At 68.6% G+C, this 23,233-nt stretch carries 29 protein-coding genes; 18 read left to right on the top strand and 11 right to left on the bottom strand.

The genetic code is table 11. The features are described from left to right. A complete protein-coding gene (gene livM, locus HND91_RS15700) occupies positions 1-1,386 on the bottom strand; it encodes a high-affinity branched-chain amino acid ABC transporter permease LivM (RefSeq protein ID WP_181707550.1) in 1,386 nt (461 codons plus the stop codon). 3 nt (positions 1,387-1,389) lie between these two features. Then, complete coding sequence (locus tag HND91_RS15695) at positions 1,390-2,307, bottom strand: branched-chain amino acid ABC transporter permease (RefSeq protein WP_181707549.1); 918 nt, start codon at positions 2,305-2,307, stop codon at positions 1,390-1,392. A 360-nt stretch (positions 2,308-2,667) separates the two neighbouring features. On the opposite strand from HND91_RS15695, the gene HND91_RS15690 reads away from it, so the two are divergent. The 5 genes from HND91_RS15690 to HND91_RS15670 all read left to right on the top strand — a co-directional run bounded on the left by HND91_RS15690 (position 2,668) and on the right by HND91_RS15670 (position 7,092). After that, positions 2,668-3,237, top strand: a complete 570-nt coding sequence (locus tag HND91_RS15690; RefSeq protein ID WP_181707548.1) for a flavin reductase family protein — start codon at positions 2,668-2,670, stop codon at positions 3,235-3,237. Next, positions 3,234-4,262 carry a P1 family peptidase gene (locus HND91_RS15685; RefSeq protein ID WP_181707547.1) on the top strand — a complete coding sequence of 343 codons (1,029 nt, stop codon included), beginning with the start codon at positions 3,234-3,236 and terminating at the stop codon, positions 4,260-4,262. The genes HND91_RS15690 and HND91_RS15685 overlap by 4 nt, the downstream gene beginning before the upstream one ends. Further along, the gene (locus HND91_RS15680; protein WP_181707546.1) at positions 4,259-4,819 is read left to right on the top strand and encodes a hypothetical protein; all 561 of its coding nucleotides are present in this window, start codon (positions 4,259-4,261) and stop codon (positions 4,817-4,819) included. Before HND91_RS15685 ends, HND91_RS15680 begins: the two co-directional genes overlap by 4 nt. Positions 4,820-4,901: 82 nt before the next feature. Continuing rightward, positions 4,902-6,230, top strand: a complete 1,329-nt coding sequence (purB, locus tag HND91_RS15675) for an adenylosuccinate lyase (protein WP_181707545.1) — start codon at positions 4,902-4,904, stop codon at positions 6,228-6,230. Positions 6,231-6,357: 127 nt separating this feature from the next. Continuing rightward, positions 6,358-7,092 (top strand): metallophosphoesterase family protein, encoded by a 735-nt coding sequence (locus tag HND91_RS15670; protein WP_181707544.1) that lies wholly within the window; start codon positions 6,358-6,360, stop codon positions 7,090-7,092. A 74-nt stretch (positions 7,093-7,166) separates the two neighbouring features. Here the strand turns inward: HND91_RS15670 and HND91_RS15665 are convergent, their stop codons facing one another. Next, entirely contained in the window at positions 7,167-7,640 is a 474-nt protein-coding gene (locus HND91_RS15665) for an SRPBCC domain-containing protein (protein WP_181707543.1), read from the bottom strand. Beyond that, positions 7,637-7,972 carry an ArsR/SmtB family transcription factor gene (locus tag HND91_RS15660; protein ID WP_181707542.1) on the bottom strand — a complete coding sequence of 112 codons (336 nt, stop codon included), beginning with the start codon at positions 7,970-7,972 and terminating at the stop codon, positions 7,637-7,639. The genes HND91_RS15665 and HND91_RS15660 overlap by 4 nt, the downstream gene beginning before the upstream one ends. A 105-nt stretch (positions 7,973-8,077) precedes the next feature. Between HND91_RS15660 and HND91_RS15655 the strand changes: the two genes are divergently transcribed. Next, the gene (locus HND91_RS15655) at positions 8,078-8,626 is read left to right on the top strand and encodes an RBBP9/YdeN family alpha/beta hydrolase (RefSeq protein ID WP_181707541.1); all 549 of its coding nucleotides are present in this window, start codon (positions 8,078-8,080) and stop codon (positions 8,624-8,626) included. Between the two features lie 103 nt (positions 8,627-8,729). On the opposite strand, the gene HND91_RS15650 is transcribed toward HND91_RS15655, so the two are convergent. Together HND91_RS15650 and HND91_RS15645 are read right to left on the bottom strand one after the other, a co-directional pair. Then, positions 8,730-9,503 carry an aldolase/citrate lyase family protein gene (locus tag HND91_RS15650; protein WP_181707540.1) on the bottom strand — a complete coding sequence of 258 codons (774 nt, stop codon included), beginning with the start codon at positions 9,501-9,503 and terminating at the stop codon, positions 8,730-8,732. A gap of 104 nt (positions 9,504-9,607) precedes the next feature. Next, positions 9,608-9,931, bottom strand: a complete 324-nt coding sequence (locus HND91_RS15645; RefSeq protein ID WP_181707539.1) for a DUF1476 domain-containing protein — start codon at positions 9,929-9,931, stop codon at positions 9,608-9,610. 361 nt (positions 9,932-10,292) lie between these two features. On the opposite strand from HND91_RS15645, the gene purC reads away from it, so the two are divergent. From purC to HND91_RS15615, 7 genes are all read left to right on the top strand, one after another. Then, a complete protein-coding gene (purC, locus tag HND91_RS15640) occupies positions 10,293-11,090 on the top strand; it encodes a phosphoribosylaminoimidazolesuccinocarboxamide synthase (protein ID WP_181707538.1) in 798 nt (265 codons plus the stop codon). 104 nt (positions 11,091-11,194) lie between these two features. Next, a complete protein-coding gene (locus tag HND91_RS15635) occupies positions 11,195-11,479 on the top strand; it encodes a hypothetical protein (protein ID WP_181707537.1) in 285 nt (94 codons plus the stop codon). Positions 11,480-11,484: 5 nt separating this feature from the next. Next, entirely contained in the window at positions 11,485-11,904 is a 420-nt protein-coding gene (locus HND91_RS15630; protein ID WP_343057356.1) for a type II toxin-antitoxin system VapC family toxin, read from the top strand. A 16-nt stretch (positions 11,905-11,920) separates the two neighbouring features. After that, the gene (gene purS / locus HND91_RS15625) at positions 11,921-12,163 is read left to right on the top strand and encodes a phosphoribosylformylglycinamidine synthase subunit PurS (RefSeq protein ID WP_181707535.1); all 243 of its coding nucleotides are present in this window, start codon (positions 11,921-11,923) and stop codon (positions 12,161-12,163) included. A gap of 5 nt (positions 12,164-12,168) precedes the next feature. Then, positions 12,169-12,288 carry a phosphoribosylformylglycinamidine synthase-associated small membrane protein gene (locus tag HND91_RS23090; RefSeq protein WP_281379118.1) on the top strand — a complete coding sequence of 40 codons (120 nt, stop codon included), beginning with the start codon at positions 12,169-12,171 and terminating at the stop codon, positions 12,286-12,288. Positions 12,289-12,386: 98 nt separating this feature from the next. After that, the gene (gene purQ / locus HND91_RS15620; RefSeq protein WP_181707534.1) at positions 12,387-13,058 is read left to right on the top strand and encodes a phosphoribosylformylglycinamidine synthase subunit PurQ; all 672 of its coding nucleotides are present in this window, start codon (positions 12,387-12,389) and stop codon (positions 13,056-13,058) included. Positions 13,059-13,116: 58 nt separating this feature from the next. After that, positions 13,117-14,535, top strand: coding sequence for a pyridoxal phosphate-dependent decarboxylase family protein (locus HND91_RS15615; protein ID WP_181707533.1), 1,419 nt, complete (start codon positions 13,117-13,119; stop codon positions 14,533-14,535). Between the two features lie 15 nt (positions 14,536-14,550). On the opposite strand, the gene HND91_RS15610 is transcribed toward HND91_RS15615, so the two are convergent. After that, a complete protein-coding gene (locus HND91_RS15610; protein ID WP_181707532.1) occupies positions 14,551-15,159 on the bottom strand; it encodes a Uma2 family endonuclease in 609 nt (202 codons plus the stop codon). Between the two features lie 148 nt (positions 15,160-15,307). Between HND91_RS15610 and purL the strand changes: the two genes are divergently transcribed. From purL to grxD, 3 genes are all read left to right on the top strand, one after another. Then, positions 15,308-17,515, top strand: coding sequence for a phosphoribosylformylglycinamidine synthase subunit PurL (gene purL, locus HND91_RS15605; protein WP_181707531.1), 2,208 nt, complete (start codon positions 15,308-15,310; stop codon positions 17,513-17,515). 63 nt (positions 17,516-17,578) lie between these two features. After that, the gene (locus HND91_RS15600) at positions 17,579-17,812 is read left to right on the top strand and encodes a BolA family protein (protein WP_181707530.1); all 234 of its coding nucleotides are present in this window, start codon (positions 17,579-17,581) and stop codon (positions 17,810-17,812) included. Between the two features lie 91 nt (positions 17,813-17,903). After that, positions 17,904-18,242, top strand: coding sequence for a Grx4 family monothiol glutaredoxin (gene grxD / locus HND91_RS15595; RefSeq protein WP_181707529.1), 339 nt, complete (start codon positions 17,904-17,906; stop codon positions 18,240-18,242). Positions 18,243-18,701: 459 nt separating this feature from the next. On the opposite strand, the gene HND91_RS15590 is transcribed toward grxD, so the two are convergent. Beyond that, positions 18,702-18,911 carry a DUF2188 domain-containing protein gene (locus HND91_RS15590; RefSeq protein WP_181707528.1) on the bottom strand — a complete coding sequence of 70 codons (210 nt, stop codon included), beginning with the start codon at positions 18,909-18,911 and terminating at the stop codon, positions 18,702-18,704. Between the two features lie 289 nt (positions 18,912-19,200). Between HND91_RS15590 and HND91_RS15585 the strand changes: the two genes are divergently transcribed. Further along, positions 19,201-19,422 carry a DUF3072 domain-containing protein gene (locus HND91_RS15585; protein ID WP_181707621.1) on the top strand — a complete coding sequence of 74 codons (222 nt, stop codon included), beginning with the start codon at positions 19,201-19,203 and terminating at the stop codon, positions 19,420-19,422. Between the two features lie 325 nt (positions 19,423-19,747). Here HND91_RS15585 and rpsD read toward each other — a convergent pair whose 3' ends face one another. The 3 genes from rpsD to HND91_RS15570 form a co-directional block, all read right to left on the bottom strand. Further along, positions 19,748-20,365 (bottom strand): 30S ribosomal protein S4, encoded by a 618-nt coding sequence (gene rpsD, locus HND91_RS15580; RefSeq protein WP_181707526.1) that lies wholly within the window; start codon positions 20,363-20,365, stop codon positions 19,748-19,750. A gap of 388 nt (positions 20,366-20,753) precedes the next feature. Beyond that, positions 20,754-21,527, bottom strand: a complete 774-nt coding sequence (gene murI / locus HND91_RS15575; protein WP_181707524.1) for a glutamate racemase — start codon at positions 21,525-21,527, stop codon at positions 20,754-20,756. 9 nt (positions 21,528-21,536) lie between these two features. Next, entirely contained in the window at positions 21,537-22,370 is an 834-nt protein-coding gene (locus HND91_RS15570; protein ID WP_281379117.1) for an RNA methyltransferase, read from the bottom strand. Positions 22,371-22,563: 193 nt separating this feature from the next. On the opposite strand from HND91_RS15570, the gene HND91_RS15565 reads away from it, so the two are divergent. After that, positions 22,564-23,184 (top strand): TetR/AcrR family transcriptional regulator, encoded by a 621-nt coding sequence (locus tag HND91_RS15565; RefSeq protein ID WP_343057352.1) that lies wholly within the window; start codon positions 22,564-22,566, stop codon positions 23,182-23,184. Positions 23,185-23,233: the final 49 nt, after the last annotated feature.

Here is a 23,233-nt window from a genome sequence, read left to right as displayed (position 1 = left end):
TCAGCCGTGCCCTTCCTTCACCAGCGAGCCGGAGACCGCCTTGCGTTCGAAGAGGAAGGCCGTCGGCTGGCGGGCGGACACGAAGCCGCGCGGACGCCAGATCATGATCCCCACCATGGCGAGACCGAAGAGCAGCATGCGGTACTGGTCCGGATTGAACTCCGGGCCGAACACGGCCTTCAGGAAGGTCAGCTCGCGCAGAAGCTCGGTGCCGCCGATCATGGCGGCGGCCGCCACGGCGACGCCGATCATGGAGCCCATGCCGCCGAGCACCACGATGGCCACGATCACGGCCGATTCCATGAACACGAAGGACTCCGGCGACACGAAACCCTGCCGGGCCGCGAAGAACGAGCCGGCGAAGCCCGCGAACATGGCGCCGATGGCGAAGGCCGTCAGCTTGGTGTTCGTGGTGTTGATGCCGAGCGACCGGCACGCCACCTCGTCCTCGCGCAGCGCCTCCCAGGCCCGGCCGATCGGCATCCGGCGCAGCCGGATCGTCACGTAGGCGGTTAGGAGGGCGAGGAGCAGGATGAGGTAATAGAGGAAGATCTTGTAGTAGGCCGACGACAGCGGCAGGTCGAACATCTTGGCGAAGCCGTCCGGGGAGGCATCGAACGGGATGCCGAACAGGGTGACCTTCGGGATGGACGAGATGCCCGCGGAGCCGTTGGTCAGCTCGCGGAAGTTGATCAGCACCAGGCGGATGATCTCGCCGAAGGCGAGCGTCACGATGGCGAGGTAGTCGCCCCGCAGGCGCAGCACCGGGAAGCCCAGGATGACGCCCCACATGGCGGCGAGAATCCCGGCAACCGGCAGGAGCACCCAGAAGCTGAGGTCGAAGTTGATGGCGAGGAGCGCGTACGAGTAGGCGCCCACCGCGTAGAAGGCCACGTAGCCGAGATCGAGGAGACCGGCGAGGCCGACCACGATGTTCAGCCCCCATCCGAGCATCACGTAGATGAGGATCTGGATGCCGAAGTTGTCCACCCACTTCAACGAGCCCTGGAAGCCGAGAAGCGAGACGACGATGATCGGGTAGAGGAAGAGCAGCAGCAGGCCGAGCCGCGCGTAGAGCTTGGTGCGGTCGGGCTTGACGCCCTCGTCGATGGCGTTGGCCACGGTCGGCTTCTTGCCCCGCGCGCCCATGCGCGGGAACACGAAGGCGGACAGCAGGAAACGCCCGGCCATCACGATGGCGACGATGATGAGCGCCGACGCCATGTCGTTGCGGACGATGAGCTCGTTGCTCATGTTCTGCTCGGTCTTCAGGCCGACGAGCGGCCCGAAGATGCCGAGGGCGATGATGCCGGCAAGGAGCGCGTCCTTGGCGGCCTTGGCGTAGTCCGGGCCCGGACGGGAAGTCGCGTGTGCGGTGTCGGTCATGGGTCAGACCTTCTCGACTTCCGGACGGCCGAGGATGCCCTGCGGCATGAAGATCAGCACGATGGCGAGGATGGAGAAGGCCGCCACGTCCTTGTAGTCGATCGAGAAGTAGCCGGACCAGAAGGTCTCGATCAGGCCGATCAGGAGGCCGCCCAGCACCGCGCCCGGCAGCGAGCCGATGCCGCCGAGAACCGCCGCCGTGAAGGCCTTCACCCCCGGCACGAAGCCGTCGGAGAAGTTCACGACGCCATAGTACATCAGGTACATGGTGCCCGCGACGGCCGCGAGGGCGGCGCCCATCACGAACGTGAGCGAGATGGTGCGGTCGACGTTGACGCCGAGGAGCGCCGCCATCTTGCGATCCTGCTCGCACGCCCGCTGGGCGCGACCGAGCGGCGTCTTCTGCACCACGTACCAGAAGGCGGCCAGAAGCACGGCCGTGGTCACCATGATGATGATCTGCTTGTAGGAGAGCGTCACGGCGTAGCCGTTGCTGTCCGTCAGCACGATGACGTCACGGACCATCGGCGGGGTCGGCTTGTTGCGCGGGCCCTGGGCGACCTGGATGAAGTTCGACAACACGATCGACATGCCGATCGCCGAGATCAGCGGCGCCAGCCGGAACGAGCCTCTGAGCGGCCGGTAGGCGATGCGCTCGATGCTCCAGGACAGGAGGCCCGTCAGCACCATGGCGATGATCAGCACGAGGAAGAGCGCCAGGGCGACCGACGCGATGCCGAGCCAGGTGGTGAGAACCAGGAAGAAGATGAGCGCGATGAACGCCGACACCATGAAGACGTCGCCGTGCGCGAAGTTCACCATGCCGATGATGCCGAACACCATCGTGTAGCCGATGGCGATCAGACCGTAGATCGACCCGAGGGTGATCCCGTTGATCAACTGCTGTAGGAAAATTTCCATCTCTGAGTGATCCCCTGCGGCCGCTTGCGTGCCTTATTTTGGATGCATCGCTTGGTTTTGGGCGGTTCCCTGTCCATTAGCAGCCTGCAAACCAGGACACAACGGGAGCCCGGAGGTATCTCGGACAGCACCGCGTAATTTGGTGGAAACCTCGGAAAACTGCCTTTGGCCGGCTAAATGCGCTACCAGATGCTGAAGGCGTAGTGTTTTCGGTTGTTAAAGAGGCCATACGGTCGCAGCCGTCGCGCTCACCCCTCGTCAACCATTCGCCGACTAGGTTCGAAAAAGCCGGTAAGTTGATTTATGCCACGGACCGTGGGCGGCGCGACAGCGGCAACGCGACATCGGCGAAGGAAATCCATGACGTTCTCCAGAAGGCCGACCGATCCGGACGAGGCGCCCGAAGCCGGAGGGCCGCTGAGGCCCGCGGTGCCCGGACAGGCGTTCCGCGACGCGATCGCGCGCGTGCCGTCGGCGGTGCACATCATCACCACCGCCGGGCCCGCCGGCCGGCGCGGCTTCACCGCCACCGCCTTCGCCTCCGTGTCCGACGACCCGGCCACGATCCTGGTCTGCCTGAACCTGAAGAGTTCCCAGAACGAGGCCTTCCGGCGCAACGCGGTGTTCGCCGTCAACATGCTCCCGCCGGCGGCCCAGCCGGTGGCCGACGTGTTCGCCGGCCGCGGCGGCGTGGTCGGCGAGGCACGGTTCGAGCACGGCGTCTGGTCCAGCCTCGTCACCGGCTCGCCCATTCTGGACGGCGCCCCCATGGCGCTCGACTGCGACCTCGTCGACAGCGTCGAGATGGGCACCCACGCGGTGATGTTCGGCCGCGTGGTCGCCGTCAGCGGCATCGGTCCGGGCGCCCGCGAGGACGAAGGCGTGCTCATCTACCGGGACCGCCACTACGACAAGACGCGCGCCCCATGATTCCCGGCCCCGCCAACCTGATCACGGACGTGCCCGGCCTTCTCGTCGGCAACGCCACCGACCACGCCGCCAAGACGGGCGTGACCGTGGTGCTCGCCGAGGAGCCGGCGGTCGCGTCCGTGTCGGTCATGGGCGGGGCGCCCGGCACGCGCGAGACCGACCTCCTGGCGCCGGAACAGACCGTCGAACGGGTCGACGCGCTCGTCCTCTCCGGCGGCTCCGCCTTCGGCCTGGAGAGCGCCACCGGCGTGATGCATGCCCTCGCCGAGCGTGGTCGCGGCTTCGCCATCGGACCGGCGCGCGTGCCCATCGTGCCCGCCGCCATCCTGTTCGATCTCCTCAACGGCGGCGAGAAGGACTTCGTCGCCACCAAGCCCGGCGAGCCGGTTGAGCCGCCCTACCGGGCGCTCGGCCGCAAGGCCCTCTCCGCCGCCACGCGCAACTTCGCCCTCGGCAGCGTCGGCGCCGGGGCCGGCGCCACCACGGCCGGCCTCAAGGGCGGCCTCGGCTCCGCGTCCACCCGGCTGCCCTCGGGCGTCACCATCGGGGCCATCGCCGCCGTCAACGCGGTGGGCTCGGCCACCGTCGGCGACACGGCGCACTTTTGGGCCGCCCCGTTCGAGATCGGCGACGAGTTCGGCGGCCTCGGCTGGCCGCCCATCTTCGTGCCGGAGGCTTCGGCCGTCCGAACGAAGTTCGCCCCGGAGCCCCTCGCCGCCACCACCATCGCGGTCGTCGCCACCGACGCCATCCTGACCAAGGCGCAGGCCAAGCGCCTCGCCGTCGCCGCCCACGACGGCCTCGCCCGCGCCCTCTGGCCCGCCCACACCCCCTACGACGGCGACCTCGTGTTCGCCGTAGCGACCGGCCGGCGCGCCCTCCCGGCTCCGGACCGGGACCTCATCGTGCTCTCCGCCCTCGCCGCCTCCACCCTCGCACGCGCCATCGCCCGGGGCGTGTTCCTGGCGAGCGCGGCCGAAAACGACCCCTACCCCACCTGGGCCGACCGGTTCGGCGCCCCGTGACCGACATGCCGCATCCGGGCGAGGCCGACGCGCTCTCGCCGCCGCCTCTGCGCATCCGGCTCGCCACGGCCACGCGGCGGGCCCGGGCCGAAGCCCGGGCGGCCCTGCCCGCCGCTCTTGCGTTCGGCCTCGTCCACGGCGCCGTCGTGGGCCTCCTGACCGTGCTGGCGTTGCACCGGCGGGAGGTGGCCTTCGGGGAACGGGCCGAGGCCGTCATCGTCACGCTCGCCCTCGGGGCGATGATCGGCGGGTTCCTGGCCTGGATCGCCGCGGCCGCATTGGCTGTGCACCGGCCGGCCACGGCCCGCTTCGCCGCGATGCTCGTCGCCCTTGCGGCAGGCACGGCCGGCGGCCCCGCCGTGATCGCCTTCGTGCGCTTTCGCGCGTACTTCGCGGAGTTTCACGAGCCCTTTCCGCATCCGCTCTGGCTGCTTCAGACCATCGCCACCTTCATCCACTCCACCCTTCTCCTCGTGGCCGCGGGCCTTCCCCTCCTCATGCCGCTCGGCCTCGTGCCGCTCCTCGTTGGGGCCTTCGTCTTCAGCCGCCGGCGCTGATCGGGCCGGTTGAGGCGGCCGCACCCGTCTGCTACAGCACGGCCGACCTTTTCCGCCTCCTGCGACTGCCCAAGGACGACCCATGATCCCGCGCTATTCCCGCCCCGAAATGACGGCGATCTGGAGCCAGGAGACCAAGTTCCGCATCTGGTTCGAGATCGAGGCGCACGCCACCGACGCGCTTGCGGAGCTCGGCGTCGTCCCGAAGGACGCCGCCCGGGTGATCTGGGAGAAGGGCGGCCCGGCCGTCTTCGACGTGGACCGCATCGACGAGATCGAGCGCGTCACCAAGCACGACGTCATCGCCTTCCTGACCCACCTCGCCGAGATCGTCGGCCCGGACGCCCGCTTCGTTCACCAAGGCATGACGTCGTCGGACGTGCTCGACACCTGCTTCAACGTCCAGCTCGTGCGGGCCACCGACCTCCTCCTGAAGGACATGGACGCGCTTCTCGCCGCCATCGAGCGTCGCGCCTTCGAGTACAAGGACACGGTCTGCATCGGCCGCAGCCACGGCATCCACGCCGAGCCGGTGACCTTCGGGCTCAAGATGGCCGAGGCCTACGCCGAATTCTCCCGCTGCCGCACGCGCCTCGTCCACGCCCGCGAGGAGATCGCCACCTGCGCCATTTCCGGCGCCGTCGGCACCTTCGCCAACGTGGACCCTCGCGTGGAGGAGCACGTCGCCAAGGCCCTCGGCCTCGCCCCCGAGCCCGTCTCCACCCAGGTGATCCCGCGCGACCGGCACGCCATGTACTTCGCCACCCTCGGCGTGATCGCCTCGTCGATCGAGCGGCTCGCCGTGGAGGTCCGCCACCTGCAGCGCACCGAGGTTCTGGAGGCGGAGGAATACTTCTCCCCCGGCCAGAAGGGCTCGTCCGCGATGCCGCACAAGCGCAACCCGGTGCTGACCGAGAACCTCACCGGCCTCGCCCGCATGGTGCGCGCCTACGCCCTGCCGGCCATGGAGAACGTGGCGCTCTGGCACGAGCGCGACATCTCCCACTCGTCCGTGGAGCGCATGATCGGCCCCGACGCCACCGTGACGCTGGACTTCGCCCTCGCCCGGCTGACCAGCGTGGTGGACAAGCTCCTCGTCTATCCGGAGCGCATGGTCGCCAACATGGACCGCCTCGGCGGCCTCGTGCACTCCCAGCGCATCCTGCTTGCCCTCACCCAGAAGGGCGTCTCCCGCGAGGACGCCTACCGGCTTGTCCAGCGCAACGCCATGAAGGTGTGGGACAGCTACCAGCAGGCCGGCGCCGCCAACGTGGATTTCCTCGACGAACTCCTCAACGACGCCGACGTCCGCGCGGCGCTCTCCGAGGAGGAGATCCGCGACAAGTTCGACCTCGGCTACCACACCAAGCACGTGGACACGATCTTCCGCCGGGTGTTCGGCCGGGCGTGAGGCGGCAGCCGACAACCAACCGCCCGATCCTTCCCTTCGGGACGGGGCGCTCGTCCGGTTCCAGCCCCTCCCATCTTGCCGCCTGCGCAGCCGCCGCTTACCCTTGGGGCGTCGTCCGGGTAAGAGCATGCGCATCGCTGTCGTCGCCGATATCCATGGGAACCTGCGCGCCCTCGAGGCCGTGGTGGCGGACCTTCGCGACGCGGCGCCCGATCTCGTGGTCAACCTCGGCGACAGCGCCTCGGGTCCGCTGGAGGCGGCGGACACGATCGACCGGCTCGACGACCTCGGCTGGCCCACCGTGCGCGGCAACCACGACCGCTACCTCCTGGAGGGCGACGACGACCTCGGCGACTGGGACGCCGACGCGCTGCCGCAGCTCGGCAAGCGCCAGCTCGCCTGGCTGGCGCTTCTGCCGCCGACCCTGGTGATCGACGACATCCTGCTCTGCCACGGCGCGCCCCGGTCCGACGAGACCTACCTCCTGGAGCACGTGAGCGGACACGCCATGGTGCTGCGGCCGCAGTTCGAGGTGCGCGCGATGCTCTCCACCGTGTCGGAGACGATCGTGCTCTGCGGTCACACCCACGTGCCGAGGCTCTTCTCCGTGCCGGGCGGCCCCACGGTGATCAACCCCGGCAGCGTCGGCATCCAGGCCTATGCAGACGACATGCCGTCGCCGCATGTGATGGAGACCGGCAGTCCGCACGCACGCTACGCCATCCTGGACCGGCGTCGCGACGGGTTCCGGGTGGAGTTCCGCGCCCTCGACTATGACTGGAACGCCGCCGCGGACGTGGCCCGGGACCGTGGCCGCCTGGACTGGGCGCACGCGCTCGTCACCGGCACGGCGAACCGCTGACCGCCGGATCGACCGGGCGCCCTCCAGGCTCGCGGGACCGCATCGGTCGACCCCGTGCATCCCGTCCGACGGCGTCAGGCGAGGAGCGAGAACTGCTGCAGAATAGCCGGCCAGCCGTCGGGTCCCGCCAACGCCGCGGCCATCTCCTCGGCCTTGTCCCCGTAGGCCTCCAGGCCGCTGTGCTCCAGCCGCACGAGGGTTCCGTCGGTCGCGTCGGCCGTGAAGGTCACCTCGACCTCCGTATGGAGGGCCGGGTCGAAGGTCCAGTCGGGCCCGATCTGCCAAGTCAGCACCAGCCGGACCGGCGGCTCCCAGACGAGCACCTTGCCCCAATCGGACGTCCGGCCACTTTCACCGGTCTCGAACCAGCGACCACCCGCTTGGGGCTCCATGGTCACGTCCGCCTGCGGCTCGCCCACGATGGAGTGCGTCTTCGGCCACCAGCGCGCCATGCGGCTCGTGAACACGTCGAAGGCATCCTTGGGCGTCGCGCCCACCCGGATGACCTTTGCGACGGAAGCGGGCGCGGAAGTCTTGTCGTCGGTCACGTCGGATCCTCCTGGTGCGGCTCGAACGCGGCGGCGAACGAGCCGATCGCTTCGTCCGGGAACCCGTCCAGCCACCGGTGGATCGGGCCCAGTCCCTGAGGATCGATCCGGTAGACCCTCCGGTTCCCGTCCGCCGCGTCGATCACAAGGCCCGCCGCCTTCAAAACCTTCAGATGCTGCGAGACCGCCGGCCGGCTCACCGGCAGGGTCTCGGCGATCCGCCCGACCGGCAGCGGTCCCCCGGCCAGCCGTTCGAGCACCGCCCGCCGGGTCGGATCGGCGAGGGCCGCGAGCGATGAGGTGAGGCGCAGGCTGGAATCTCCGTTAGCCATTGCTTACGGTAAGTCACCCCATCCTTCCCTGTCCAGCATCCCCGTCCAGCACCATTTCCCCTCGCCCTCTTGTCCGAAGGCGACGACTCCCGGCACTCTCCCCCCATGAAGACAGCTGATTGCGACATCCTCATCGTCCCCGGGCTTGGCAATTCCGGTCCGGACCACTGGCAGAGCCGCTGGGAGCGCAAGCTGCCGACGGCAAGACGCGTGGAGCAGGCGGACTGGAACGCCCCCGACCGGGCGGCCTGGACCTCCCGCCTCGTGGAGGCCGTCGCCGCGGCGACCCGGCCGGTGGTGCTCGTCGCCCATTCGCTGGGCGTGATCGCCGTGGCCGAGGCGGCGCCCCTGTTTGGCGACCGGGTCAAGGCGGCCTTCCTGGTCGCCCCGCCCGACGTGGCGCGCCCCGACATGCCGCCCTCCATCCACCACAGCTACGGGGAGGTGCCGCGCGAGCCCCTGCCCTTTCCCTCCATGGTGATCGCCAGCCGGACGGACCCCTATTGCGGCTACGAGACGGCCGACGACATGGCGGCGGCCTGGGGTTCGCTTCTGGTGGACGCCGGCGACGCCGGGCACATCAACACCGAGTCGGGCCACGGCCCCTGGCCGGAAGGCCTCACCCGTTTCGCCACCCTGCTGGGCCGGATCTGAACGAAAGGAAGACGCCGGCGACACGCCGGCGAACGCTTCGGGGGGCCCGCTCCGGGCGGGTCACCGCACTGTCTGGGAGCCGCGTCAGAAAGGTCCCGGCGCCTCAGCGCCCGACGGCCGCGATGGCGGCCTTGGCGCCCGAGGTGATGTAGCCGAGGTCGCTCATCAGGGTGGCGAAGCGGAACCCCATGGCGAAGCAGCGCCTGGCATGCTCCGGGTCCACCGCGTAGATGCCGGCGATCTTGCCGGCCTTGGCCGCCGCGTCCGCGATGCGCTTGAAGGCCTCGACCGCCTCCGGCGCATTCACGTCCAGATTGGCGCCGTTGGAGATGGCCAGCGACAGGTCCGACGGCCCGACGAACACGCCATCGATTCCCGGCAGGGCCAGGATGCCGTCGAGGTTGTCCAGCGCCGTCAGCGTCTCGATCATGGCGATCGCGAGGGTGGAGCCATTCGCCGACGTGCGATAGGCCTCCGGCGTGCCGCCGGACAACTGGACCGCCCGGGTCGGTCCCCAGGACCGCGACCCGAGGGGCGGATATTTCATGAAGCTCGCGAAGGTCTCGGCGTCCGCCACGGTCTCGATCATCGGGGCGATCACCGCGTCGGCGCCGGCGTCCAGGAGGCGCGAGGCGGTCGCATAATCGCCGACGGGGATCCGCAGGATCGCGCGACCGCCCGCATAGCGGATGCCGCTGATGATCCGGCCGGCGGATGCCACGTCCACCTGGCCGTGCTGCAGGTCCACCACCAGGGCGTCGAAGCCGGCGCGCACGCAGGCTTCGGCGACGAGAGGCTCCGGCAGGCTGATCCAGCCGGTCAGGATGGAGTCGCCGGCGGCGAACCGCCGGGCGAGTTCGGGGCTCGATGGGGGCACTGCTCGGGGCACTCCTCGTGGCAGACGTCACGCCGGGCGCACGGGCGCCCGGCATCGCGTCACGACCCGCCGGCCGCCGACACCCGGCCGGACGGTCGTCGGGCTCAGGCTTCCGACTTCACCTGGCTGACGGCCGTCGCCAGCAGTTCGTCCATGGTGCGGCGGATCTGGTGTTCGGACAGGCCGACGCCCTTGGCCGACAGATCGCCGCTGATCTTGCGGAACACGTCCTCGTCGCCGGCCTCCTCCAGGTCCGCGCGGACCACGCTTTTGGCGTAGTCGTCCGCTTCGGCGCCGGAGAGCCCGATCTTCTCGGCGACCCACAGGCCGAGCAGCTTGTTGCGACGGGCGAGAGCCTTGAACTTCAGCGCCTCGTCGTGGGCGAACATATCCTCGAAGGCCTTTTCCCGATCGTTGAAGCCGCTCATGACTGAACTCCCCTGGTTCCGCGTCGACGGTGGTTGGTGCCTTGCATATCGCCCGACCCACCCCAAATCAATGAGATGTCTGGAGCATCCGGTTATGTAAGGACTGCGGCTTCGGGAGCGTAGTCCGGAAGGTCCGGGATGCGACACGCACCCTGGACACCGATCCCTCCCCGCCCGCCGGCCGCGGCCGAGCCCAGTTTGCAAGCCGCCTGCAACGGGATTGTGATCGTCGGGCCGATCGAGTAGTGTCCGCGCGACTGCGAGTGAGCGGGCGGAGCGACTCCGCCCGCTTTCGTCGCTTATGCCGAGGCGAACGGTCTGATCCCATCCGGGTCCGCTTGGCCTGGCAAGAGCGAGTACAATGGATTTCATCAACAGACCACGGTATATCCCCATGAACCGCCGCCGGCGCATCTACGAGGGTAAAGCCAAGATCCTCTACGAGGGTCCGGAGCCCGGGACCTTGATCCAGCACTTCAAGGACGACGCCACGGCGTTCAACGCGAAGAAGCACGAAATCATCGACGGCAAGGGGGTGCTGAACAACCGCATCTCCGAGTACGTCTTCACGCACCTCAACAACATGGGAATCCCCACCCATTTCATTAAACGGCTCAACATGCGCGAGCAGTTGATCCGCGAAGTGGAGATCATCCCGCTCGAGGTGGTGGTGCGCAACGTCGCCGCCGGATCGCTGTCGTCGCGGCTCGGGATCGAGGAAGGCACGCAGCTGCCGCGCTCGATCATCGAGTTCTACTTCAAGAACGACGCGCTCAACGACCCGATGGTGTCGGAGGAGCACATCACCGCGTTCGGCTGGGCGACGCCCCAGGAGATCGACGACATCATGGCGCTCGCCATCCGGGTCAACGATTTCCTGGCCGGCCTCTTCCTTGGCGTCGGCATCAAGCTCGTCGACTTCAAGATGGAGTGCGGCCGCCTCTGGGAAGGCGATCTGATGCGGATCGTGGTGGCCGACGAGATCAGCCCCGACAACTGCCGCCTGTGGGACCTCTCCACCGGCGACCGTCTGGACAAGGACCGCTTCCGCAAGGACATGGGCGGGCTTCTTGAAAGCTACCAGGAAGTCGCCCGTCGCCTCGGCATCCTCAACGAGGAAGGCCCCACCCGCCCCGGCGGCCCGACGCTCGTGAAGTGACGCCAACGAGCTGACACTGATCCTCCGGATTTGTGCTAGGATGCGCCCGTCGGGAAAACCCGGCGGGCGTTTTCGTTGATGGCCACTGAACGGAGTGCGGAACAGTGACGGAGAGCGTTCGGATCGAGGTCGGCAGCGAGGCGATCAGCGCGATCGCCGAGCACCTTGAGCGCGGTCATGACGTGGTCATCACTCGTGGCGGTCGTGTTCTTGGAACCGCGAAGGCAGCGCTACCGGAAGCGGACGCTCGCCAAGGCGCGCCGAACTCTGAGGTGCTCGCGCGCAGGCGTGCCGGGCTGCAAGCCATGGAAGAGTTCAGGCGAAACCTTGCCGATCCACTGACTCGAGAAGAGATCCTTGAGATCGTCAAGGAGGGACGGCGCGCTTGAAGCTGGTGGCCGACTGCTCGATCGTGGCGGCCCTCTGTTTTGGCGAAGATGATCCCCAGACCAGGGCCACAGTAGAACTGTTCAAAGTAGTGATGCAGGGCGCGTCCATATACGTGCCCTCTCTCTGGCCTGTGGAACTGGCGAATTCGATACTCTCGGCGGAACGGCGGCTGCGGTTCGGACCGTCAGATCGGGCGCGCCTCCTTGAGATCGGGTTCACCGTCTCGCCATGGGTGGACGACGTGCCACGGATGGACCAATTGCTGCGCGTCATGGACCTCGCCGTCCGCCACAATCTCACCGTCTACGATGCCCTCTACGTCGATCTCGCACGCCGCACCGGATCTCGCCTTGCCAGTCTCGACGGCGCCATGCTACGCGCCGCCCGGAAGGAAGGGATCGTCGTCCTCGGCGACCCGGCGTGATCTGGAGCCGATCGACATGAAAGCCCGCGTCATCATCACCTTGAAGTCCGGCGTGCTCGACCCGCAGGGCCAGGCCATCGAGGGCGCCCTGAAGGGGCTCGGGTTCGACGGGGTGGAAGGCGCCCGCCAGGGCAAGGTGATCGACCTCGTGCTCGCCGATACCGACGCCGACGCCGTCCGCACCAGGATCGCCGCCATGTGCGACCGCCTGCTCGCCAACACGGTGATCGAGAACTACACCATCGACATCCTGGGCTGACGCCCATGGACGCGCCGCGCGACGACACCGGCCGGATCGTCCGCTTCCTTCTCGTGAAGGCGGCGATCTTCGTCGGCATCCCGGTGGTCGCGTCCGTGCTCGCCGTCCTGTTCCTGATGCCCTGAGGACGTCGGCGGAAAGCCGCCGTCCGACCTGGACTTCGCCGCATTTTTGAGGGAAAAGGGCGCGCAACAGCCCCCTTTCTGCACCAGGATCGTCCGCCATGCGCTCGGCCGTCGTCGTTTTCCCCGGCTCCAATCGCGAACGCGACGCCATCAAGGCGCTCACCGCCATCACCGGTCAGGCGCCGGCCGTGGTCTGGCACCAGGACGTCACCATTCCGGACGTCGATCTCATCGTCCTGCCGGGCGGCTTCTCCTACGGCGACTACCTGCGCTGCGGCGCCATCGCGGCGCGTTCGCCGGCCATGCAGGACGTGGCCCGCAAGGCCGCCGCCGGCGTGCGCGTGCTCGGGGTCTGCAACGGCTTCCAGATCCTCACCGAGGCCGGCCTTCTGCCGGGCGTCCTGATGCGGAACGCGAACCTGCGCTTCATCTGCAAGGAGGTGAAGCTGAAGGTCGCCAACGCCGACACCGACTTCACCCGCGCCTACGGCCCGGACCAGATCATCCGCTGCCCGGTGGCCCACCATGACGGCAACTACTTCGCCGATCCGGAAACCCTCGCGCGGGTCGAGGGCGAGGGTCGCGTCGCGTTCCGCTATGCCGAGGGCACCAACCCGAACGGTTCGCTCAACGACATCGCCGGCGTCCTCAACGCCGAGGGCAACGTGCTTGGCATGATGCCGCACCCGGAAAACCTCATCGAGGCGCTGCATGGCGGGCTTGACGGGCGCGGCGTGTTCGAAAGCGTGGTGAAGACCCTCGCCGCCTGAACGGGAGCGGAGTGTCCCTGTCTGGCGGCCTTGGCCGGGCTGCGCTATACGCCCGGCCATGAACAGCGAAGAATTCGAACTCTGGGCCGTCCGCGCCGCCGAATGGGCGGCCGAGTATCGCCGCACCCTGCGCGACCTCCCCGTCCGCCCGAACGTCGCCTTCGGCGACATCGCCGCCCGCCTGCCGGTCCAGGCGCCCGAGACGGCGGAGCCGATGGACGCCATCGTGCGCGATTTCCAGGACCTCATCGTCCCCGGGATGACGCACTGGCAGCATCCCCGCTTCTTCGCCTACTTTCCGGCCAATGCCGCACCCGCCGCCGTGGTCGCCGAGATCCTCGTCTCGGCCATGGCCGCCCAGTGCATGCTCTGGCAGACCTCCCCGGCCGCGACGGAACTGGAGATGACGGTCGTCGCGTGGCTGCGCGACGCCCTCGGCCTGCCGACCGCCTTCACCGGCGTCCTGCAGGACAGCGCCTCCACGGCGACCCTCTCCGCCGTCCTCACCATGCGCGAGCGGGCTCTCGCCTTCCAGGGCAACACCCGTGGCCTGTCCGGTCAGCCGGCGGTGCGCGTCTACTGCAGCGACCAGGTCCACTCCTCGATCGACAAGGCCTGCTGGATCTCCGGCATCGGCCAGGACAATCTCGTCAAGCTGCCGGGCCGTGGCCCGTCCAAGGCGCTGGACCCCGCCGAGCTCGAGGCCGCCATCGTGGCGGACCGGGACTCCGCGCGCCTCCCGGCCGGCATCGTCGCCTGCGTCGGTGGAACCAGCGTCGGCGCGTCGGACGACGTGGCGGCGGTGGTCGCGGTCGCCCGCCGGCACGGGCTCTTCGTCCATGTGGACGCGGCCTGGGCCGGCTCGGCGATGATCTGTCCGGAGTACCGCTCTCTCTGGGCCGGCGTCGAGGACGCCGACAGCGTGGTGACCAACCCGCACAAGTGGCTGGGCGCGCCGTTCGAGTGCGCCGCTCATTTCATCCGCGACGCCGAGAGCCACGTCCGTACCCTCGCCATCCAGCCGGAATACCTGAAGACCTATGGCGAGAAGCGGGTGATCAACTACAGCGAATGGAGCGTGCCGCTCGGCCGCCGTTTCCGCGCGCTGAAGCTTTGGTTCCTGCTCCGGGCCTACGGTCTTGAGGGCCTGCGCGCCATGATCCGCAATCACGTCCGCTGGGCCGAGGACATGGCCGCCGCCATCCGCGACGCGGAGCGATTCGATCTCGTCACCAACCCCGTCCTGTCGCTCTTCGCCTTCCGCTGGACGCCCGCGGGCGCGACCGACCTCGACGCCGCCAACTTGGCGCTCGTCGAGGCCGTGAACCGGGATGGCCGGGTCTACCTCACCCAGACCCGCCACGACGGCCGCATCGCCATCCGCATCCAGTTCGGCAGCTTCGAGATGACCGAGGAGGACGCCCGCGAGGGCTGGCGCGTGATCCGGGAGGTCGCGGCGGGGCTGAGGCTGGGGTGAGGCGGGGGCCAGGAGTCAAGACGGGGCCACCAGCTCCAGAAGACCCGCGTAAGTCTCGGCAAGGGTGAGCGTCAGGTCGATCTCCGGGACATGGACCGACGTGAGGCCACCGACTTCCAGATGGACCCAATCCCACCGATCGCCTTCCGCTCGGAGAACCGCCCGGATCCCCGGCACACCCTGCTCGACCATGATGTAGGCCCGCAGGGACGGGATCGTCCGGTAGACGGCCAGCTTTACGGTCTCATCCTTGTCCCGGGTCGTTCGGGACAGCACCTCGACGAGGACCACGGGATTGCGCACCGCTCTCGCAGCCGGATCGACGTCCTGACAGGTCACGACGACATCGGGGAAGAAGCTGGCCTCCGCCGCTTCGATCTCGACGCGCGCGGCCTCCTGGAACACGCTGCAGGGGGATCCCCGCTCCCGAAGCTGACGCGACAGCGCGAATCCCACATTGCCGACGATCCGGCCGTGGCCGATGGTGCCGCCGACCATCATCTTGTAGATGCGGCCGCCCATGAGTTCCCAGCGTTCGCCCTCGGGCATCTCCTGGAGCAGTTCATGAAATTCCGCCAGCGTCCACGGCGGATCGGATCGCATGCGCATGGTCGGCCTGTTCATCGTACGCCCCCCGGCGGTCTCGCTCGCGCCAGCGTAGCACATCTCCCGCGCTTTTCCGCCTCCTGCCGCCCCTCCTTCCTTGCGCTTCAAGGCCTCTCGGTCTAATCCACCCGCTTGAATACGCGAGACCATTCAGAGGCCCCTCCCCGTGCTCCGGAACGACATCGCCATCACGCCCGACCTCGTCGCCTCGCACGGCCTGAAGCCGGACGAATACCAGCGGATCCTGGACCTGATCGGCCGTGAGCCGACCATCACCGAACTCGGCATCTTCTCGGCCATGTGGAACGAGCACTGTTCCTACAAGTCGTCGAAGAAGTGGCTGAAGACCCTGCCGACCAAGGGCGAGAAGGTGGTCATCGGCCCGGGCGAGAACGCCGGCGTCATCGACATCGGCGACGGCCAGGTGGCCGTCTTCAAGATGGAGAGCCACAACCACCCGTCCTACATCGAGCCCTACCAGGGCGCGGCGACGGGCGTCGGCGGCATCCTGCGCGACGTCTTCACCATGGGCGCGCGGCCGATCGCGGCCATGAACGCCCTGCGCTTCGGCGCGCCGGACCATCCGAAGACGCGCCACCTCGTCGCCGGTGTCGTCGCCGGCGTCGGCGGCTACGGCAACTCCTTCGGCGTGCCCACGGTCGGCGGCGAGGTGAACTTCCACCCGCGCTACAACGGCAACTGCCTCGTCAACGCCTTCGCGCTCGGCCTCGCCAACCGCGACGGCATCTTCCTCAGCCAGGCCAAGGGCGTCGGCCTGCCGGTCGTCTATCTCGGCGCCAAGACCGGACGCGACGGCGTGGGCGGCGCCACCATGGCGTCGGCCGAGTTCGACGACCAGATCGAGGAGAAGCGCCCGACCGTGCAGGTCGGCGACCCGTTCACCGAAAAGCGGCTCCTGGAAGCCTGCCTGGAGCTGATGGCCTCCGGCGCCGTCATCGCCATCCAGGATATGGGCGCCGCCGGCCTCACCTGCTCGGCGGTGGAGATGGGCGCCAAGGGCGACCTCGGCATCGAGCTCGACCTCGACAAGGTGCCCGTGCGCGAGGAGCGCATGACCGCCTACGAGATGATGCTTTCCGAGAGCCAGGAGCGCATGCTCATGGTCCTGAAGCCGGAGCTGGAGGGCGTCGCCAAGGCGATCTTCCGCAAGTGGGAGCTCGACTTCGCCGTCGTCGGCGTCACCACCGACGACCTGCGCTTCCGCATCAAGCACCAGGGCGAGGTGGTCGCGGACCTCCCCATCAAGGAACTCGGCGACCAGGCCCCCGAGTACGACCGCCCCTGGATTCCGCCGGCGAAGCCGGTGGTGATCGCGCCGGAGAGCGTGGAAGCGCCCGACGACATTCCGTCCGCGCTCCTCGCCATCCTGGGCTCGCCCGACGCCTCGTCGCGCCGCTGGGTGTGGGAGCAGTACGACACGCTCGTCCAGGGCAACTCCGCCCAGGTGCCCGGCGGCGACGCCGGCGTCGTGCGCGTGGAGGGCACCCGCAAGGGCCTCGCCATGTCGTCGGACGTGACGCCGCGCTACTGCGAGGCGGACCCGTTCGAAGGCGGCAAGCAGGCGATCGCCGAGGTCTGGCGCAACATCACCGCCGTCGGCGCCACGCCCATCGCGGTCACCGACAACCTCAATTTCGGCAACCCCGAGAAGCCGGAGATCATGGGCCAGTTCGTCCACGCCATCAAAGGCCTGGGCGAGGCCTGCCGGGCGCTGGACTTCCCGGTCGTGTCCGGCAACGTGTCGCTCTACAACGAGACCAACGGCAAGGCGATCCTGCCGACGCCCACCATCGTCGGCGTCGGTCTCCTCCCCGACGTCGACCTGATGGCGACGGTCGCCTTCAAGGCGGCCGGCGAAGAGATCCTGCTCGTCGGCGGACACGGCGCCCACCTCGGCCAGTCGCTCTACCTGCGGGAGGTGCTCGGCCGCGAGGAAGGCGCCCCGCCCCCGGTGGACCTTGCGGTTGAGAAGCGCAACGGCGACTTCGTCCGCGCCCTCATCGCGGACCGGCGGGTCACCGCCTGTCACGATCTCTCCGACGGCGGGCTCGCCGTCGCTCTCGCCGAGATGGCCATGGCCGGCTCGAAGGGCGCGAAGGTCGCCCTCGACGGCGTCACCCCGCACGTGGCACTCTTCGCGGAGGATCAGGCGCGGTATCTGGTGACCGTCCCGGCCGGCGCGGCGGACGCGGTGGTGGCCGAGGCCGAGGCCGCCGGCGTGCCGGCCGTCCGGCTCGGCACGGTGGAGGGCGACGCGTTGAACCTCGGCGTCCACGGGGCCATATCGGTGGAGACGCTGCGGACCGCGCACGAAGGCTGGTTCCCCCGCTTCATGGGCGGCGAGATCGCCTGACGGCGCGCGTGGGGCAACGGAATGGGGCGGCTAACGCCCCCAACCACGAAGGGGATGAGCGACATGGCCATGCAGGCCCGTGAGATCGAGGCGATGATCAAGGAAGCGCTGCCGGACGCGAAGATCGAGATTCGCGATCTCGCCGGTGACGGCGACCACTATTCGGCGATCGTCGTCTCGGAGGCCTTCCGGGGGCTGACGCGGGTGAAGCAGCACCAGCTCGTCTACAACGCCCTCCAGGGCAAGATGGGCGGCCAGCTCCACGCCCTGGCCCTCCAGACGAGCGCGCCCGCCTGAACCCGCCCGCGTGGGCGGCCTGAGCTCCGCCCGGCGCAAGGATTCCAAGCCGCCGGACCTTGACCCCGGCGAGATGAGAGGAAATGACGAAATGTCCGAGCCTATTCATGCCTTCATCGACAACGAGGTGAAGTCCAACGACGTGGTGCTGTTCATGAAGGGCACCCCGGACTTCCCCATGTGCGGCTTCTCCGGCCAGGTGGTCCAGATCCTCAACCACCTCGGCGTGCCCTACAAGGGCATCAACGTGCTGGAGAACGACCAGCTGCGCGAGGGCATCAAGTCCTACACCAACTGGCCCACCATCCCGCAGCTTTACGTGAAGGGCGAGTTCGTCGGCGGTTGCGACATCGTCCGCGAGATGTTCCAGCACGGCGAGTTGCAGAGCCACCTGTCGGGCGCCGGCGTGCCGGTGAAGACCAGCGTCTGACCGCGACCGCCCCACCGTTCGACTTTCGAGAGCGCCGGCCCCAGGGCCGGCGTTTCTGTTTTCGGCACCCGCCGAACACACTGCCCGCCCGTTACCCGTCCGGCCGTCGCAGCGCGCGACATCATCCAGGCGAATGACGATTTTTTCCCGAGCCATGGAACCGGATTGGGTCCGGGCCGTTATTGCCTACGGGTGGGGAATTTCCCGCGACATTCGAGTGCTCGGTTCGACGGCGATCTCGCCGGTTGGTCGTTCGCTCTCGGTCCATCCGCTCGCCGTCAAGGCGGGCGGGGCCGTCCACCAGGTGATGGAGTTATCGCCCCCCACCGCCCCGTTGCCTGTGGACGGCAATGAAGAGGCCACTCGTGAAAGCGAGTGGCCTCTTTTCATGCGTACGAACGCTCCGGCCCGAAAACACGGACGGGTGCGGCGAATGAGGGCGGCAGTTCGGACGACGGCTCAGCCGTAGCTCCAGGCCGTGCGCGGATAGCCGTGCTGGTCCGGAACGATGATCTCAGAGAGGTCGCCGGAGCGGTGATGCTGCTTGGCCACCCGCTTGGCCGTGCACACGGCCTCGTCCTGGGTCGCGCACGGGATGCAGTGGTCATCCCCCGCCTTGACGGCCCATTGCTCGTCCATGGCGACGACATAATATCGATGCCTAGCCATATCCAATGCCCCATATTCACGCATCGCAGCAGAGCGATCCTGGTATGTTAGACAGGAATGTTCGGCAGGCAACCGCGTTCCAGGGGACGGTCCGACGAGGGCCATATTGCGCTGCACCAGGAAAAGCCCAGGAAACAGGCATTCAGGCTGCCTCAAGATGCATCTCCAGCCTGTTTTCTGACGTTCGTGTGACAATTGACCGCGCGGGTCCGCCACACCATCGAGAGCTCGGAACCCCCACGTCGCCGCTGCGTTTTTCTAGTACAAACCATGAACGACGACGGAGACGATCGTGTCGAATCCCAAGCAGGACCCGAATCCGAGTTCTAATCTGGAGAAGGACCCCGACGAGTGGGTCTCCGGCCATGATCCGATGACCGGAGCCCAGGCGTCCTACCTGAAGACCCTGTCCGAGGAGGCCGGCGATGCCGAGGCTTTCGCGGACGACCTGGACAAGGCTGAAGCGTCGCGCCGCATCGACGCCTTGAAGGAAAAGCTGGGCCGAACCTGACCCGCGCTCAAGGCCGCGGTGCCCCAAAAGAAAAGGCCGCGCACCGCGCGGCCCGAGTCTAGGGAGGATACGCCCAAGAGGGCGGCCGGCTTGCCGACGAGGCTGATATCGGGGCCGATCCGATAAACTTCAAGGGCTGAACAAATCAGCGACGTCCCGCCGCACCCGGCGAAGCGCTGGCGCGCCGCCGGCCCCGCGCGTGCTGACCACCGCCCTGCCCCACTCCCTGCGTGCTGCCCCCCTGCCGGCTCCCTTTGCCCCCAAGATAAAAGCCGCCCGGCGGACCGGGCGGCTTGACGATGCCGACGAACCTGAACGGTTCGGATCAGCGCGAGTAGAACTCGACGACCAGGTTCGGCTCCATCTGCACCGCATAGGGCACATCGCCGAGAGCCGGCATGCGCACGAACCGCGCGGTCATCTTGGAGTGGTCGGCCTCGATGTACTCCGGCACGTCGCGCTCGGCGAGCGACACGGACTCAAGGACGATCGCCAGTTCCTTGGACTTCTGACGGACCTCGATCACGTCGCCGGCCTTCACCCGGTAGCTCGGGATGTTGACCCGCTTGCCGTTCACGTTGATGTGGCCGTGGTTGATGAACTGCCGGGCCGCGAACGGCGTCGGCACGAACTTGGCACGGAACACCACCGCGTCGAGGCGGCTCTCCAGGAGGCCGATCAGCGACTCGGAGGTGTCGCCGCGCAGGCGGGACGCTTCCTGGTAGACGCCGTAGAATTGCTTCTCGGAAATGTTCGCGTAGTAGCCCTTGAGCTTCTGCTTGGCGCGCAGCTGCTGACCGAAGTCGCTGAGCTTGCCCTTGCGGCGCTGGCCGTGCTGGCCCGGGCCGTATTCGCGCTTGTTGACCGGGCTCTTGGGGCGGCCCCAGAGGTTTTCGCCGAGGCGACGGTCGATCTTGTACTTGGCGCTATGGCGCTTGGACATCGCGTATCCCGTTCTTGGTAGGATCGTTCTTCAGGACACACGCCCTCCTTTGCGCACCATTTGGATCCGCGAACGGATCCGACAGGTGGCCGACAGGACCGGGTGAGCGCGAGGCAGTCCGATCCACGGGTGCGTGAACGACAGACGCGGGCCCAGGGGACCCGCGCGCGTTGGTGGGGTGATTAGACGAGGATCGGCCGCAAGTCAAACCCAAAGGCCTGAAATCCGCCGGCCGCCACGGCGGGCCGCATGCCAACGCGCCTAGCCATTGCCCATCGGCCCGCCCCCTCCGGCAGGCTCCGCCGTCTGCCCTCCCCTGCGGCGAAGAATCCTGTCGCCGCATGGTCCCGGCACGGCACACGCCCGGCGACCCCGCCCCCTCGGCCGATCAGACGGCGAGCATGGACGCCGCCGGAAACCCGAGCCTCTCCAGGAGCACCGGCGACGGTGGGCGGCCCGTCGCCATCACGGCGCGCCGTCCGTCTCCCGCCCCTGCACCCTCGGTGACCGTCGTCACCCGGCGGGCGATCGCCGGCGCCGGGTCGATCCAGTCCACCGCCCAGGGTGCGACGGCCCGGAGCCGGTCGAGCACGAGCGGGAAGTGCGTGCAGGCGAGCACCACCGTGTCGGTCCGCGCGCCCCCGTCGTCCACGAAGCACGGGGCGATCTCGGCCGCATAGGCCGCGTCCGGCACGTCTTCGCCCGCCAGCTGCCGCTCCACCAGGGTCGCCAGCAGGGACGAGCCCACCAGGGCGAACCGGCAGTCCTGGCCGTGCTCGCGGATCAGGTCACGCGTGTAGTCGCGCTTCACCGTCCCCGGCGTCGCCAGCACGCTCACCCGGCGCGTGCGGCTGGAGGCGGCCGCCGGCTTCACCGCCGGCACCGTGCCGACGAACGGCACGGCGAACCGGGCTCTCAGCGGCGGCAGGACGAGGGTCGAGGCCGTGTTGCAGGCGATCACCGCCGCGTCCGCCCGCAGGTCCGGCAGCACCGCGTCCATCACCGCGACCACCCGGTCGACCAGCACGTCCGGGGCGAGATCGCCATAGGGAAACACCGCCGTGTCCGCCACATAGGCGATGTCCGCGTCGGGCCGCGACCGAAGGATCTCCCGCACCACCGAGAGCCCGCCCACGCCGCTGTCGAACACGAGGAGCCGCATGGCGCCTGCCTAACCGGGCTCGCCGCCGTCTCCGTCCGGGAGAGGCGCCTCGTCGTCCTTCGAAGTCTTGGCCGGGCCCTTCACCTTGGTGGGCCGGGTCGGCCGCCCCTCGAGCGTCGCGATGATGCCGCGCAGCGTGCGAACCTCCTGGGCGGTGAGCTGCACGCGCTGGAAGATGGCCCTGAGGTTCCGCACCATCGGTTCCCGCTTCTCCGCAGGGCGGAAGAAGGACCGTTCGTCGAGCGCGCTTTCCAGGTGCTCGAACAGGTGGACGAGCTCCTCCTTGGTGGCAGGCGGGGAGCGCTCCGGCATGCCGAACGGCAGGCCGCCGTCTTCGGCCTCGAAGCCGGCCTTGCGCCATTCATAGGCGATCACCAGCACGGCCTGGGCGATGTTCAGCGACGCGAACTCCGGCACCACCGGGAGAGTGAGGATCTGGTCGGCGAGCGCGATCTCGTCGTTGTCGAGGCCCCAGCGCTCGCGCCCGAACAGGAGGCCGGTCTTCACCGACTGGGCCGCGAAGCCCCTGAGGCGGCGCCCGGCCTCCACGGGGCCGACCACCTCCTTGGTCAGGTCCCGGTCGCGGGCCGTGGTCGCGTAGACGAAGCCGAGGTCGGCGATTGCCGCCTCCACGCTGTCGAACACCCGCGTGGCGGCGATCACATGATCGGCCCGGCTCGCTGCCGCGGTGGCCTTCTCGTTCGGCCAGCCGTCCCGCGGCCGCACCAGGCGCAGGTCCGTCAGACCGAAATTCGCCATGGCGCGAGCGGCCGCGCCGATATTTTCACCCATCTGGGGTTCGACGAGGACCACGACGGGGGAGGAAGATGCAGTTTCGGACAAGTGATCTGCTCGCCGGACGCGACGGAAAGGGACTCACTGGGTGTTAGGCGCGACCATTCCCGTTGTCCAGACCTGCCGAGTCGCATGCGTGCGCCCGGCCGGCCCGGAGAGCGATCAGGGGACCGCACCGACCGCCCGAAATACTCGCCCTCCCGCACCCGTCACCGGGCCCTGGCCGCCTGTCCGGAGGTGAATGTGCACGCCTTCATACGTCGACCGACAAGGACCTGATCGAATGCCGCGGGATGGAACTTCGACACGCGAGAGGATCGTAGCGGAAGCGGGTCGTCTGTTCGAAGAGCGGGGCCTCTCCCAGGTGAGCCTGGAGGACGTCGCCCGATCGGCAGGCATCACGAAGCGCGGTCTTCTCTACCACTTCAGCAAGAAGGACGACCTCGCCGCCGCCTGCGTGACGGCCGAGCAGCATCCGACCTTGAAACGCTTCGTGGAATGGGCCGGCGGCGAGGACCCGAGCCTCACCGTGCGCGAGCGCGCCGAGCGGCTGCTCCTCCACATCGGCGACTGGATCGACAGCGGATCCTGGTCGGACCTCGGCTTCATCCGGTTCGCCACGGAACTCGGCGCACTGCCGAACCATCCGGCGCGCCGGCTGGCGGCCAGCGGCAAGAAGGCGGTGGAGCTCTGGTTCGCGAAGCTCCTCGCCGCCGAGGGCCGGGACCCGGAAAACGCGCGGCTTATCGCCGTCGTGGTCGATGGCGCGCTGGTGCAGTCGCTCGTACACCGCGACGGGTCCTACGCCCGGGACGCCGTGCGCCTCGTGTCGGCCCTGCTGCCTGATCAGCCGCGCCCCTGACCGGCGCTCCCGGCCCGGTCCGTCTCCGCCCGGTTCAGCCGGGCCGCCG

The organism is Chthonobacter rhizosphaerae, from assembly GCF_013839525.1.
In the GTDB taxonomy this organism is placed as follows: Bacteria; Pseudomonadota; Alphaproteobacteria; order Rhizobiales; family Pleomorphomonadaceae; genus Chthonobacter; species Chthonobacter rhizosphaerae.
Note: the sequence above shows the minus strand (reverse complement) of the source record. Positions and strands in the feature narration are given on the sequence as shown.

Coding starts and splice junctions, on each gene's coding strand:
- HND91_RS15670 (WP_181707544.1), top strand. CDS start 6,358: ATGCGCATCGCTGTCGTCGCCGATATCCATGGGAACCTGCGCGCCCTC.
- HND91_RS15695 (WP_181707549.1), bottom strand. CDS start 2,307: ATGGAAATTTTCCTACAGCAGTTGATCAACGGGATCACCCTCGGGTCG.
- HND91_RS15565 (WP_343057352.1), top strand. CDS start 22,564: ATGTGCACGCCTTCATACGTCGACCGACAAGGACCTGATCGAATGCCG.
- livM (WP_181707550.1), bottom strand. CDS start 1,386: ATGACCGACACCGCACACGCGACTTCCCGTCCGGGCCCGGACTACGCC.
- HND91_RS15600 (WP_181707530.1), top strand. CDS start 17,579: ATGGCCATGCAGGCCCGTGAGATCGAGGCGATGATCAAGGAAGCGCTG.
- purS (WP_181707535.1), top strand. CDS start 11,921: ATGAAAGCCCGCGTCATCATCACCTTGAAGTCCGGCGTGCTCGACCCG.
- HND91_RS15610 (WP_181707532.1), bottom strand. CDS start 15,159: ATGAACAGGCCGACCATGCGCATGCGATCCGATCCGCCGTGGACGCTG.
- HND91_RS15660 (WP_181707542.1), bottom strand. CDS start 7,972: ATGGCTAACGGAGATTCCAGCCTGCGCCTCACCTCATCGCTCGCGGCC.
- HND91_RS23090 (WP_281379118.1), top strand. CDS start 12,169: ATGGACGCGCCGCGCGACGACACCGGCCGGATCGTCCGCTTCCTTCTC.
- HND91_RS15655 (WP_181707541.1), top strand. CDS start 8,078: ATGAAGACAGCTGATTGCGACATCCTCATCGTCCCCGGGCTTGGCAAT.
- purQ (WP_181707534.1), top strand. CDS start 12,387: ATGCGCTCGGCCGTCGTCGTTTTCCCCGGCTCCAATCGCGAACGCGAC.
- HND91_RS15615 (WP_181707533.1), top strand. CDS start 13,117: ATGAACAGCGAAGAATTCGAACTCTGGGCCGTCCGCGCCGCCGAATGG.
- grxD (WP_181707529.1), top strand. CDS start 17,904: ATGTCCGAGCCTATTCATGCCTTCATCGACAACGAGGTGAAGTCCAAC.
- HND91_RS15690 (WP_181707548.1), top strand. CDS start 2,668: ATGACGTTCTCCAGAAGGCCGACCGATCCGGACGAGGCGCCCGAAGCC.
- HND91_RS15590 (WP_181707528.1), bottom strand. CDS start 18,911: ATGGCTAGGCATCGATATTATGTCGTCGCCATGGACGAGCAATGGGCC.
- rpsD (WP_181707526.1), bottom strand. CDS start 20,365: ATGTCCAAGCGCCATAGCGCCAAGTACAAGATCGACCGTCGCCTCGGC.
- purC (WP_181707538.1), top strand. CDS start 10,293: ATGGATTTCATCAACAGACCACGGTATATCCCCATGAACCGCCGCCGG.
- purB (WP_181707545.1), top strand. CDS start 4,902: ATGATCCCGCGCTATTCCCGCCCCGAAATGACGGCGATCTGGAGCCAG.
- murI (WP_181707524.1), bottom strand. CDS start 21,527: ATGCGGCTCCTCGTGTTCGACAGCGGCGTGGGCGGGCTCTCGGTGGTG.
- HND91_RS15645 (WP_181707539.1), bottom strand. CDS start 9,931: ATGAGCGGCTTCAACGATCGGGAAAAGGCCTTCGAGGATATGTTCGCC.
- HND91_RS15685 (WP_181707547.1), top strand. CDS start 3,234: ATGATTCCCGGCCCCGCCAACCTGATCACGGACGTGCCCGGCCTTCTC.